Origin of the sequence: Ralstonia sp. AU12-08 (assembly GCF_000442475.1) — a bacterium.
GTDB classification, from domain to species: Bacteria; Pseudomonadota; Gammaproteobacteria; order Burkholderiales; family Burkholderiaceae; genus Ralstonia; species Ralstonia insidiosa.
Map to the genome: position 1 here is coordinate 20,410 of NZ_ASZV01000034.1, position 11,892 is coordinate 32,301.

The window sequence follows — 11,892 nt, forward strand, 5'->3', positions numbered from 1 at the left end:
ATGGCGGGATTAACCCCAACTCTGGCGGGAATACCTCTTTCAGATCAGACCCGTCCGATTGAGGATGCAACGGTGGCTGCGCACAGACGCGGCCCATCACAAAACAAAGATCAGGAGACAACGCACGATGCAGCAATTCATGCAGGGATTCGCGCTGCGCGGCACGCTCGCCATGGCCGCGCTTGCAGCGCTGGCCGGCTGCGCAAGCACCGACAGTGGCTGGGCTACACCTTCGGACACCGGCCTCTCGGCCGACATCAGCCGCACCGCCTTCGGCATTCCGCACATCCGCGCCAACGACTACGCCAGCCTCGGCTACGGCATGGCCTACGCCTATGCGCAAGACAACGTCTGCCTGCTGGCCGACCAGGTCGTCACCGTCAATGGCGAGCGCTCGAAGACCTTTGGGCCGGAAGGCACCGTCACCGTATCGTTCAAGCCGATCCCGAACACGCAATCCGATGCCTTCTTCAAGGGCGCCTTTGACGAGGCCGGCCTGCGCGCGGGCTACGCGCAGATGTCGCCTGAAGCACGCGAACTGCTGCGCGGCTACATCGCCGGCTACAACCGCTATCTGAAGGACACGCCGGCGGCCAACCGCCCCGCTGCGTGCCGCAACGCCGCCTGGGTGCGCCCGCTCACGCTGGCGGACATGATGCTGATGGGCGAAGAGAAGGCCATCCAGGCCAGCGCAGGTGCCATGCTGCAGAGCATTGTCGCTGCGCAGCCGCCGGGCGGTGCGCCTGTCTCTGGCGTAGCGATCCCACCGCTCGCCATCGACACCGCCGCGCTCGATCGCGATCTGCAACTGCGCGACATGCCGATCGGCTCCAACGGCTGGGCCTTCGGCAAGAGTGCCACCGACAACGGCCACGGCGTACTGCTCGGCAACCCGCACTTCCCGTGGACGACCACCAACCGCTTCTACCAGGTCCACCTGACCGTGCCCGGCAAGCTGGACGTGATGGGCGCATCGATTGCCGCCTTCCCCGTCGTCAGCATCGGCTTCAACAAGGATGTGGCGTGGACGCACACGGTGTCCACCGGGCGCCGCTTCACGGTGTTCGAACTGAAGCTGGCCGAGGGCGACCCGACCACCTACCTGATCGACGGCACGCCGCACAAGATGACCACGCGCACCGTGGCCTTTGATGTGAAGCTGCCCGACGGCCGCATGGAGCGCCGCACGCACACCTTCTACGACACCGTATACGGCCCGGTCCTGTCGATGCCTGCCGGCGGCATGCCGTGGACCACGCAGAAGGCCTACACGCTGCGGGACGCCAACCGCAACAACACGCGCTCGATCGACACATGGCTGCACATTGGGCAAGCCAAGGACGTGGCGGGTATCCGCCAGGCGATCGGCAGCCTCGGCATCCCCTGGGTCAACACCATTGCCACCGACCGCAGCGGCCGCGCGCTGTTTGCCGATGTGTCGACCACGCCGGATGTGTCCGCCGAAACGCTCAAGCGCTGCGCCCCGTCGCCGCTGGCTGACAAGCTGTTCAAGGGCGTTGGCCTGGTGCTGCTCGACGGCTCACGCAGCACGTGCAACTGGCAGGTCGATCCGGCATCGCCCGTGCCAGGCCTGGTGGCGCCCGCACGCATGCCGGTGCTGGAACGCGACGACTACGTTGCCAACAGCAACGACAGTTCGTGGCTCACCAACCCGGCGCAGAAGCTGACCGGCTACTCCCCGGTGATGGGTTCGACCGACGTGCCGCAGCGCCTGCGCACCCGTATCGGCATCATCGAGATCGAGCGCCGCTTGAATGGCACCGATGGGTTGCCCGGCAACAAGGTCAATCTGCCGAACCTGCAGGCGATGATCTTCCGCGATGCCAACCTCGCCGGCCACCTTGTGCGCGACGATCTGCTGGCCGCGTGCAAGGCCGGTAGTGGCAACCTCGATGCTGATGTGCGTGACGGCTGTGCTGCCCTAGCGCAGTGGAACCTCACCAGCAACGTCGACGCCCGCGCCGCCCATCTGTTCCGCGAGTTCTGGATGCGCGCCAAGGACATCCCGCATGTCTACGCGGTCGACTTCAACCCGGCTGACCCGATCTACACGCCACGCAACCTGCGCATGAGCGACGTAACCGTGCGTACGGCCGTGTTCAAGGCGCTGAAGGATGCCGTGGGCGCGGTGCGCACCGCCGGCTTTGCGCTGGATGCCCCGCTGGGCACCGTGCAGGCAGCGCACGCGCCGGGCGGCGACATCGCCCTGCACGGTGGTGAGGAGTACGAAGGCGTGCTGAACAAGCTGCAAAGCACGCCGATCGGGCCGAAGGGGCTGCAGGTGTATTTCGGCACCAGCTACATCCAGACCGTCACGTTTGACGACCAGGGCCCGGTGGCCGATGCGCTGCTCACCTATGGCGAATCGAGCGATCCGGCCTCGCCGCGTGCGTTTGACCAGATGCGTGAGTTCTCGGCCAAACGCTGGAATCGGCTGCCGTTCTCGGAGGCGGCCATTGCTGCCGACCCGGCGCTGAAGGTGACGAAGCTGTCGCAGTAAATCCGCATCAATTCATCACCGCAAATGCAAACGCCCCGCTCGTGCCGTGCGGGGCGTTTTGCTTGAACAGCCAACCAGCCGATCAGTCGCGGAAGTTGTTGAAATCCAGCGGCGTGTCGCTCACGTCCTTGCGCAGCATGGCGATCACGCTTTGCAGGTCATCGCGCTTGGCGCCGGTCACGCGCACCGCATCGCCCTGGATGCTGGCCTGGACCTTGATCTTGCTGTCCTTGATCGTCTTGACGATCTTCTTGGCCAAGTCACCCGAGACACCCTTCTTGATCTTGACGACCTGCTTCATCTTGTCACCGCCGATCTTCTGCTTGTCCTGGTAGTCCAGAAAGCGCACGTCGACGTTGCGCTTGGCGAGCTTGTTCATCAGCACATCGTTGACCTGGCCGATCTTGAAATCGTCATCGGCAAACAGGGTCAACTCCTGCTCCTTGTGCTCGACGCGCGAGTCCGAGCCCTTGAAGTCGAATCGCGTCGAAATCTCTTTGTTGGCCTGTTCCACGGCGTTCTTCACTTCCACCATGTTGGCTTCGCATACCACGTCAAACGACGGCATCGTGTTCTCCTTGCAGACTTGAATTCGGGTTGCTGCGGCAGCTTCCTGCGGGTGCCGCGTGCGCCATGGCTTCTATAATCCGGGCTTTCCCAGCAGATTTGGCGCCATGGCGTTGCTCGACACGCATTATCCCCTAGGCCGGCACAACACGTTCCGTTTTGAGGCCACCGCGCGCTATGCCGCACACGTGCGCACGCCGGAGGACATCCCCGCCGCGCTGGCCGACCCGCGCGTGCAGGGCCTGCCGGTGCTGGTGCTGGGCGGGGGCAGCAACGTCGTACTCACACGTGATTTCGACGGCCTGGTACTGCTGATGGAGATTCCGGGCATCACCACCGGCCAGGCAACGATCGATGGCCGCGAAGTCCACACCGTCACTGCCGGCGGCGGCGAATCGTGGCACGGCCTGGTCGCGCACACCGTCGCCCATGGCTTGCCTGGGCTGGAAAACCTCGCGCTGATCCCGGGCACCGTCGGTGCGGCGCCCATCCAGAACATCGGCGCATACGGCGTCGAGATCAAAGACCGCTTCCATTCCCTGCGCGCCTACGACCGCCACGCCGGCGAGTTCGTCACACTAGACGCCGCCGACTGCGCCTTCGGCTACCGCGACAGCCTCTTCAAGCGCGCCGGCGCTGATCGCTACATCATCACCGAAGTCACCTTCGCCCTGCCCGTCGACTGGCAGCCCGACACGCACTACGCAGAACTCGCACGTGAACTGGCCGCGCAGAACATCGCCAATCCGACGGCGCAGAACATCTTCGACGCCGTGGTCGCCATCCGCCGCCGCAAGCTGCCCGACCCGGCCGAGATCGGCAACGCGGGCAGTTTCTTCAAGAACCCCATCGTCGATGCCGCCACGCGCGATGCGCTGGTGGAGCGTTTCCCGAATCTGGTGGGCTATGTGCAGCCGGACGGCACCTACAAGCTCGCCGCCGGCTGGCTGATTGACCAGTGCGGTTTCAAGGGCCGCCAGAGCGGCGCGGTGGGCGTGTACGAGAAGCAGGCGCTGGTGCTGGTGCACCGGGGCGGCGGCAGCGCCGTGCAATTGATGACGCTGGCGCGCGAGATTCAGGACACGGTCTACGCCCGCTTTGGTGTGCGCATCGAACCGGAACCCGTCGTCATCTGATCGCTTAGATTTCCTGGCCGCGCAGGTATTCCTTCTGGATGTCGACAGTGCCCTGTTTGCCCACATCGTCGAAATGCTTGCGTAGCCACGCCTTGCCTTCGTGCCGGCCGCGCTCCTTGAGCATGGTCAGGAAGCTCCAGTCCGTCACCAGCTTGGTCGATGACGACAGATCACCCAGCGGCTTGTCGGCGCGGATGGCGTGCAGGTAGATGTATTTCAGGCGGTCACGGTATTCGGGCTTGAGCCAGTCTTCGGCAATCAGCTTCTGCACGAACGCGATGGCGCGCATCTCGCGCAGCAACGAGGCGTTGAAGGTGATCTCGTTGAGCCGCTCCATCACTTCGTGCGGCTGGTCCGGCACCTCCTTGCGCACGATCGGATTCACGTGCACGAGCAGGATGTCCTGCGTCTTGGTCTCGTAGAAGAACGGAAACAGTACCGGGTTGCCCATGTAGCCGCCGTCCCAGTAGTGGTGGCGATGAATCTCGATGGCCGGGTACAGGTACGGCAGGCAGGCGGAGGCGAGGACGACCTCGGTATCGATCTCTGGCGTGTTGAAGACGCGCACGTTGCCCGTGTTGACGTCGGTGGCCGCCAGAAACAGTTTGGTGTCGGGGCAGGCACGCAAGCGTTCGAAATCGACATGGGTGGCAAGCAGGTCGCGCAGCGGGTTGTAGTGCGTGCCCTGGGCCGTGGCGCTGATCCAGCTGTCCCACATGCGCATCCAGTCGGCCACGGGCCAGCTATCGGGAAACAGCGGCTTGCCGGAGAACATCGTCTTGGCGTTCTCGCCCATCGCAGAGAGCGGCGAACCGGCCGTCGACACCGCCAGCCAGAACGCATGCAGCTTCTCGCGCGCCCGCTCAGGTCCTCCTTCGAGCAGGCCGTCGAGCATCACCACCGCATTCATCGAACCCGCGCTGGTGCCGGTAATGCCCTCGTACGACAGGCGCCCATCTTCGAGCAGCGCGTCCAGCACACCCCACGTGAACGCGCCGTGCGCACCACCGCCCTGGAGCGCGAGGTTGATGTGCTTGCCGTCCGGCTTTCCCATGCTTTTTCCTCCAGATTCAGGCGCCCCCGTGGCGCTGGCCGGATCATGCCCTAAAATGGCGGATTCGACCCTAGACCACCGCTTTTTGCGTTCCGCCTTTTTCACTCCATGACCACCGAAACCTTTGACGGCGTCCGCCTGACCACCAAGGCCAATGTGTACTTTGACGGAAAGTGCGTCAGCCACAGCTTTACCCTGCCCGACGGCACCAAGAAGTCCGTGGGCGTGGTGCTGCCGGCCACGCTGACCTTCGGCACGGCTGCGGCCGAGATCATGGAATGCGTGGGCGGTTCGTGCGAATACAAGCTCGACGGCACCGACGAATGGAAAACCTCCTCCGCCGGTGAAAGCTTCCACGTCCCGGCCAACTCGAAGTTCGACATCCGTGTGACCGACGCGTACCACTACATCTGCCACTACGCCTAAGCGCGAGCAGCGATCATCTGAAGAGAAAGAGTATGGAAACCATCCTGCAACACGTTCCCGTCGGCCAGAAGGTCGGCATTGCCTTCTCCGGCGGTCTGGACACCAGCGCAGCCCTGCGTTGGATGAAGAACAAGGGCGCCCTGCCCTATGCCTACACCGCCAACCTCGGCCAGCCCGACGAGGAAGACTACGATGCCATCCCGCGCAAGGCCATGGAGTACGGCGCAGAGAAGGCCCGCCTGATCGACTGCCGCCCGCAGCTGGCCAATGAAGGCATTGCCGCCATCCAGGCCGGCGCCTTCCACATCAGCACCGGCGGCATCACCTACTTCAACACCACGCCGCTGGGCCGCGCCGTGACCGGCACCATGCTGGTCGCCGCCATGAAGGAAGACGACGTCAACATCTGGGGCGACGGCTCGACCTTCAAGGGCAACGACATCGAGCGTTTCTACCGCTACGGCCTGCTGACCAACCCGGCGCTGAAGATCTACAAGCCGTGGCTGGACCAGACCTTCATCGATGAGCTGGGCGGCCGCGCTGAAATGTCCGCCTTCATGACGAAGGAAGGTTTCGGCTACAAGATGAGCGCCGAAAAGGCTTACTCGACCGACTCCAACATGCTCGGCGCCACGCACGAGGCCAAGGACCTGGAGCACCTGAACAGCGGCATCCGCATCGTCAACCCGATCATGGGCGTGGCGTTCTGGAAGCCGGAAGTCGAGGTGAAGGCCGAAGAAGTGTCGGTCACCTTCGACGAAGGCCGCCCGGTCGCCGTCAATGGCAAGGAAATCGCTGATCCGGTGGAGATGTTCCTGGAGCTCAATCGCATTGGTGGCCGCCACGGCCTGGGCATGAGCGACCAGATTGAAAACCGCATCATCGAAGCCAAGAGCCGCGGCATCTACGAAGCCCCGGGCATGGCGCTGCTGCACATCGCCTACGAGCGCCTGGTCACCGGTATCCACAACGAAGACACCATCGAGCAGTACCGCATCAACGGCCTGCGCCTGGGCCGTCTGCTGTACCAGGGCCGCTGGTTCGACCCGCAGGCCATCATGCTGCGCGAAACCGCTCAGCGCTGGGTGGCGCGCGCCGTGACCGGCACCGTCACGCTGGAACTGCGCCGCGGCAACGATTACTCGATCCTGAACACCGAGTCGGCCAACTTGACGTACGCGCCCGAGCGTCTGTCGATGGAAAAAGTGGAAGATGCACCGTTCAGCCCGGCGGACCGCATCGGCCAACTGACCATGCGCAACCTGGACCTGATGGACACGCGCGACAAGCTGGCCATCTACTCGAAGGCGGGCCTGTTGTCGCTGGGCACCAGCAACGCACTGCCCCAGTTGGACGGCGGCAAGAAGTAAGCCTGCTGCTTCAAAGCGAAAAGGCCGCTCCGACATCAATCGGAGCGGCCTTTTTCTATGGCTGCAGCTCTTGGGCTTAGTAACGGCCGCAGAGCAGGTATTCCATCAGCGCCTTCTGCACGTGCAGGCGGTTTTCCGCCTCGTCCCACACCACGCTCTGCTTGCCATCGATGACGGCGGCTTCGACTTCCTCGCCGCGGTGCGCGGGCAGGCAGTGCATGAACAGTGCATCGGGTTGCGCGCGCTGCATCATCGCCTCGGTGACCATCCAGTCGCCGAAGGCCTTCTTGCGCGCTTCGTTCTCAGCCTCGTAACCCATGCTGGTCCACACGTCCGTGGTCACCAAGTGGGCACCATCGCAAGCCTCGAGCGGGCTTTCGAACACGTGCACGAACGGGCGGCTGGAATCGGCCACCATGGCCGGATCGAGCTGGTAGCCCTTCGGTGCGGAGAAATGGAAGCGGAAGCCGAGAATCTCAGCTGCCTGAATCCACGTGTATGCCATGTTGTTGGCGTCGCCCACCCAGGTGACGGTCTTGCCCTTGATCGGGCCGCGTTGCTCGATGAAGGTGAAGATGTCGGCCAGCACCTGGCACGGGTGGTATTCGTTGGTCAGCCCGTTGATGACCGGCACGCGCGAATGCGCAGCAAAGCGCTCGATGATCTCCTGCCCGAAGGTGCGGATCATGATGATGTCGGTCATGCGGGAGATGACCTGCGCCGCGTCTTCGATCGGCTCACCGCGCCCCAGTTGGGAATCGCGCGTGTTGAGGAAGACCGCGTGGCCGCCGAGCTGGTGGATGCCGGCCTCGAACGACAGGCGCGTACGCGTGGAATTCTTCTCGAAGATCATGGCCAGCGTGCGATCGTGCAGCGGGTGCCACGTCTCGTAGTTCTTGAACTTGGCCTTGAGGATCTTGGAACGGTCCAGCAGGTACTCGTACTCTTCCAGCGAAAAGTCCTTGAACTGCAGGTAGTGCTTGATCGAGCTTGGTGGGTTCATAAAACAACGAAGGCAGCCCGCAGATGACGCACCGGAAAGATCCCGTGGCACGCCGCCCTAGCCGCCTTGTCTGGTGAAGATTCAACTCATCATACGGGATCGCCGCCAGTTTGGCGAGTTTCCGCCGGGCCGCTCGCGGTACCATAAAGGCGCGGGTGAAAGGCCGATGAAAGTCTTATATAAGATATAATACTGGCTGCCTCGGATGCCTCGATCGTCCGCAAACCGGCACGACAAGCCGGTTCGTCTGGTTCATGAATCGGCAACCGAGCAAGCGCATCATCCGCACCACAAGTGCACCCCGTTCGAACGTTGCGGCACCCGCGCGGTCGAAGCCGTTTGCAAATCTCCACAAGCCCCACGCAGTCCATGGCAGCCTACCCTCGCCAATTCTTTATCCAGGGCGTCACCCGTGACGGAAAGACCTTCCGCCCGAGCGACTGGGCCGATCGGCTGTGCGGCGTGATGGCGCAGTTCCGCCCCGCCGGTGATACTGGGGACCCCCGCCTGACCTACTCCCCTTTCGTGCGCCCCGTCATGTCGGGCGGTATCAAGAGCGTCTTCGTCGACGAGCGCCTGCGCGAGATCGAGCCCAAGGCGCTCGACTTTGTGCTGAACTTCGCGCACGACAACAACCTGCAGTTGGTCGAAGCCTGCATCCTGCCTGACGAGGGCACGCCGGTCTGACGCATCGCCGGCACCACTGCGTGCCGGGCGCTCTTTCTGGCGCACCAAAGCAAAAAGCCTGTCCGAAGACAGGCTTTTTTATTGCCGGTACTGCTGGCGCGCAACGCAACTGCCGTCACGCCATGCCGGCTAGGCCGGCATCACCCGAACTTAGGCGGCAGCCATTGCCTTGATGGCAGCGGACAGACGCGACTTGGCACGTGCAGCCTTGTTCTTGTGGACGATCTTCTTGTCAGCGATGCTGTCGATCGTGCTTTGAGCGGTCTTGAATGCAGCAGCTGCAGCTGCCTTGTCGCCACCAGCCACGGCCTTGCGGACGGTCTTGATAGCGGTGCGCAGACGCGAGCGCAGTGCCGAGTTGTGAGCGTTTTGAACGACGGCTTGGCGTGCGCGCTTGCGTGCTTGTGCGGTGTTTGCCATGGAAAATTCCCTGAAGAAACGGTAGCAAGCGCCCCGGGAGACACGGAAGGCCGAAGCGCGCAAATTGGTGAAAGACGGCAATTATACGCAGACTTCCCCGTCCAATGCAAACCGTGTTGTGAAATCGCCCGAATGACGGCAGATTGCGGCTTTTGCGGCACTTTTGAGCGCATGACGAGGCGGTCCCTATAATACGGCCGCAATTGCGCCCTTCCGTCACGTCAGGCGCGAACCCCGCATGGCGCAGCCGGTCAGACCGCCATCGCCGTGTTTGCCTCCCGGACGGCGCCCAACCACGCATTCATCTTGAATCTCCTCAAAACCCTCGCCACGATCAGCGGCCTGACGATGCTCTCGCGCATCACCGGGCTCATCCGCGAAACGCTGATCGCCCGTGCCTTTGGCGCCTCGGTCTACACCGACGCCTTCAACGTCGCCTTCCGCATCCCCAACCTGCTGCGCCGGCTTTCTGCTGAAGGCGCGTTCTCGCAGGCCTTCGTGCCGATCCTGGGCGAGTTCAAGAACCGCCAAGGCGAGCACGAGACGCGCGCGCTGGTCGACTCCGTGGCGACGGTGATGACCTGGTTCCTGGTGATCATCTCGGCGCTGGGCGTGATCGGCGCGCCGTTGATCGTCACCGCCGTCGCAACAGGCTTCAAGGAACACGAGAGCCAGGCCTATATCTCTGCGATCTTCATGACGCGGGTGATGTTTCCGTACATCGGCCTGGTGTCGCTGGTGGCGCTGGCCTCGGGCATCCTGAATACGTGGCGGCAGTTTGCCGTGCCCGCCTTCACACCGGTCCTGCTGAACCTGTCGTTCATCGTGGCGGCGGTGTTCGTGGCGCCATTTCTTGAGACGCCCATCTATGCGCAGGCCTATGCGGTGATGGTGGGCGGCATCCTGCAGTTGGCGATCCAGGTTCCGTCGTTGCGCAAAGTGGGGATGTTGCCGCGCGTGTCGTTCAACGTGCGGGCGGCGTGGCACCACCCGGGCGTGCGGCGTGTGCTCAAGCAGATGCTGCCGGCCACGCTGTCGGTGTCGGTGGCGCAGATCAGCCTCATCATCAATACGAACATCGCCTCGCGCCTGCCGGCGGGCAGCGTGTCGTGGCTGAACTATGCCGACCGGCTGATGGAATTTCCGACCGCGCTGCTGGGCGTGGCGCTGGGGACGATCCTGCTGCCGAGCCTGTCGAAGGCCAGCGCAGAAGATCACCGCGAAGAGTATTCCTCCCTGCTCGACTGGGGCCTGCGGCTGACGGTGCTGCTGGCACTGCCATCGGCGGTGGGGCTATTCGTCTTCGGGGCGCCGCTCACGGCCACGCTGTTCCACTACGGCAAATTCACGGGCATGGACGTCGAGATGACGCGCCAGGCGCTGACGTCGTACGGCGTGGGGTTGGTCGGCCTGATCGTCATCAAGATCCTGGCGCCGGGTTTCTATGCGCGGCAGGACATCCGCACGCCGGTGAAGATCGCGCTGGTGGTGCTGGTGGTGACGCAGCTCTCCAACTATGTCTTTGTGCCGGTGTTCGGCCACGCCGGGCTGGCGCTGTCCATCAGCTTTGGTGCGACCATCAATGCGGCGCTGCTGTTCTTCGGGCTGCGCCGCCGCGGCTACTACCACCCGCTGCCGGGTTGGGGGCTGTTCCTGGCGCAGGTGACGTCGGCCGTGCTGCTGTTGGCCGGCCTGCTGCTCTGGCTTGCGCACAATTTTGATTGGGTGGGATTGGGCAGCAAGCCGCTCGTGCGCATCGCCTTGCTGGGGGCAAGCTTGGTCCTGTGCGCGGTGGTGTATTTCGGTACACTGTGGCTAACCGGTTTGAAGTTCTCCACGTTCAGAAAGAAGGCGATCTGATGACCACCAAAGTCCTCGATTATTTTTCGGCCCTGGTCGCGGACGACGACAGCATTCCCCTCACCGAAACCGCCCTGTCCATCGCACAGGACGCGTATCCGGATCTGGACCTGCAGGCGGAGCTGGCAGCCATCGACGTGCTGGTCGCGCGGATCAAGAACCGCGTAGCCGACGGCACGCCGGCCATCCAGCGCCTGCGCCTGCTCAACCAGTTCTTCTATCGCGAGCTGGGCTTCGGGCCCAACGCCAACGATTACTACGACCCCGAGAACTCGTACCTGAACGCTGTGCTGCAAAGCCGGCGCGGCATCCCGATCTCATTGGCGGTGCTGCTCATGGAGATCGGCCAGCAGATCGGTCTGCCGCTCAAGGGCGTGTCCTTTCCGAACCACTTTCTGGTGCGCATGAGCATTCCTGCGGGCGAGGTCGTGCTCGATCCACTGACGGGGCAAACGCTGTCGAAGGAAGAATTGCAGGACATGCTCGACCCGTACCTGGAAAAGGAAGGCATCGAAGACCCGAACTCGGTGCCGCTCGGGGTGTTCCTGCAGGTGGCCACACACCGCGAGATCATCGCGCGCCTGCTGCGCAACCTGAAGGCGATCTATCTGCAGGAATCGCGCTGGCAGCGGCTACTGGCAGTGCAGCAGCGGCTGGTGATTCTGCTGCCCGACTCCATCGAGGAGGTGCGCGACCGGGGGCTGGCCTACGCCAACCTGGAATGCTTCCGGCCCGCACTGGAAGACCTGGAAGCCTACGTGGACGCCCGGCCCGACGCGGCCGATACGGCCAAGCTCAAGGAGCGCATGCCAACGCTGCGCGCCATGAGCAAGAACCTGAACTGACGC

11 protein-coding genes are annotated in these 11,892 nt (G+C 63.5%); 7 read left to right on the forward strand and 4 right to left on the reverse strand.

Going from position 1 to position 11,892, the window contains the following annotated elements; genetic code table 11:
- The first annotated feature begins 127 nt into the window (after positions 1–127).
- The gene (locus C404_RS47555) at positions 128–2,521 is read left to right on the forward strand and encodes an acylase (RefSeq protein WP_021195851.1); all 2,394 of its coding nucleotides are present in this window, start codon (positions 128–130) and stop codon (positions 2,519–2,521) included.
- An 82-nt stretch (positions 2,522–2,603) separates the two neighbouring features.
- On the opposite strand, the gene C404_RS47560 is transcribed toward C404_RS47555, so the two are convergent.
- A complete protein-coding gene (locus C404_RS47560; protein ID WP_009241389.1) occupies positions 2,604–3,089 on the reverse strand; it encodes a YajQ family cyclic di-GMP-binding protein in 486 nt (161 codons plus the stop codon).
- Between the two features lie 106 nt (positions 3,090–3,195).
- On the opposite strand from C404_RS47560, the gene murB reads away from it, so the two are divergent.
- On the forward strand, positions 3,196–4,224 hold the full coding sequence (murB, locus tag C404_RS47565; protein ID WP_021195852.1) for a UDP-N-acetylmuramate dehydrogenase: 1,029 nt from the start codon (positions 3,196–3,198) through the stop codon (positions 4,222–4,224).
- A 4-nt stretch (positions 4,225–4,228) separates the two neighbouring features.
- Here murB and C404_RS47570 read toward each other — a convergent pair whose 3' ends face one another.
- Positions 4,229–5,278: a patatin-like phospholipase family protein gene (locus tag C404_RS47570; protein WP_021195853.1), complete on the reverse strand. Its 1,050-nt coding sequence runs from the start codon at positions 5,276–5,278 to the stop codon at positions 4,229–4,231.
- A 108-nt stretch (positions 5,279–5,386) separates the two neighbouring features.
- Here C404_RS47570 and ppnP point away from each other — a divergent pair, with 108 nt between their 5' ends.
- Positions 5,387–5,704: a pyrimidine/purine nucleoside phosphorylase gene (ppnP, locus tag C404_RS47575; RefSeq protein WP_021195854.1), complete on the forward strand. Its 318-nt coding sequence runs from the start codon at positions 5,387–5,389 to the stop codon at positions 5,702–5,704.
- 32 nt (positions 5,705–5,736) lie between these two features.
- On the forward strand, positions 5,737–7,074 hold the full coding sequence (gene argG, locus C404_RS47580) for an argininosuccinate synthase (protein ID WP_021195855.1): 1,338 nt from the start codon (positions 5,737–5,739) through the stop codon (positions 7,072–7,074).
- 76 nt (positions 7,075–7,150) lie between these two features.
- On the opposite strand, the gene argF is transcribed toward argG, so the two are convergent.
- Positions 7,151–8,077: an ornithine carbamoyltransferase gene (argF, locus tag C404_RS47585; protein ID WP_021195856.1), complete on the reverse strand. Its 927-nt coding sequence runs from the start codon at positions 8,075–8,077 to the stop codon at positions 7,151–7,153.
- A 369-nt stretch (positions 8,078–8,446) separates the two neighbouring features.
- On the opposite strand from argF, the gene C404_RS47590 reads away from it, so the two are divergent.
- Positions 8,447–8,764: a DUF3579 domain-containing protein gene (locus C404_RS47590; protein WP_021195857.1), complete on the forward strand. Its 318-nt coding sequence runs from the start codon at positions 8,447–8,449 to the stop codon at positions 8,762–8,764.
- 150 nt (positions 8,765–8,914) lie between these two features.
- On the opposite strand, the gene rpsT is transcribed toward C404_RS47590, so the two are convergent.
- A complete protein-coding gene (gene rpsT, locus C404_RS47595) occupies positions 8,915–9,184 on the reverse strand; it encodes a 30S ribosomal protein S20 (RefSeq protein ID WP_021195858.1) in 270 nt (89 codons plus the stop codon).
- Between the two features lie 306 nt (positions 9,185–9,490).
- On the opposite strand from rpsT, the gene murJ reads away from it, so the two are divergent.
- Together murJ and C404_RS47605 are read left to right on the forward strand one after the other, a co-directional pair.
- Positions 9,491–11,044, forward strand: coding sequence for a murein biosynthesis integral membrane protein MurJ (gene murJ, locus C404_RS47600; RefSeq protein WP_031329667.1), 1,554 nt, complete (start codon positions 9,491–9,493; stop codon positions 11,042–11,044).
- A complete protein-coding gene (locus C404_RS47605; protein ID WP_021195860.1) occupies positions 11,044–11,889 on the forward strand; it encodes a SirB1 family protein in 846 nt (281 codons plus the stop codon). Before murJ ends, C404_RS47605 begins: the two co-directional genes overlap by 1 nt.
- Positions 11,890–11,892: the final 3 nt, after the last annotated feature.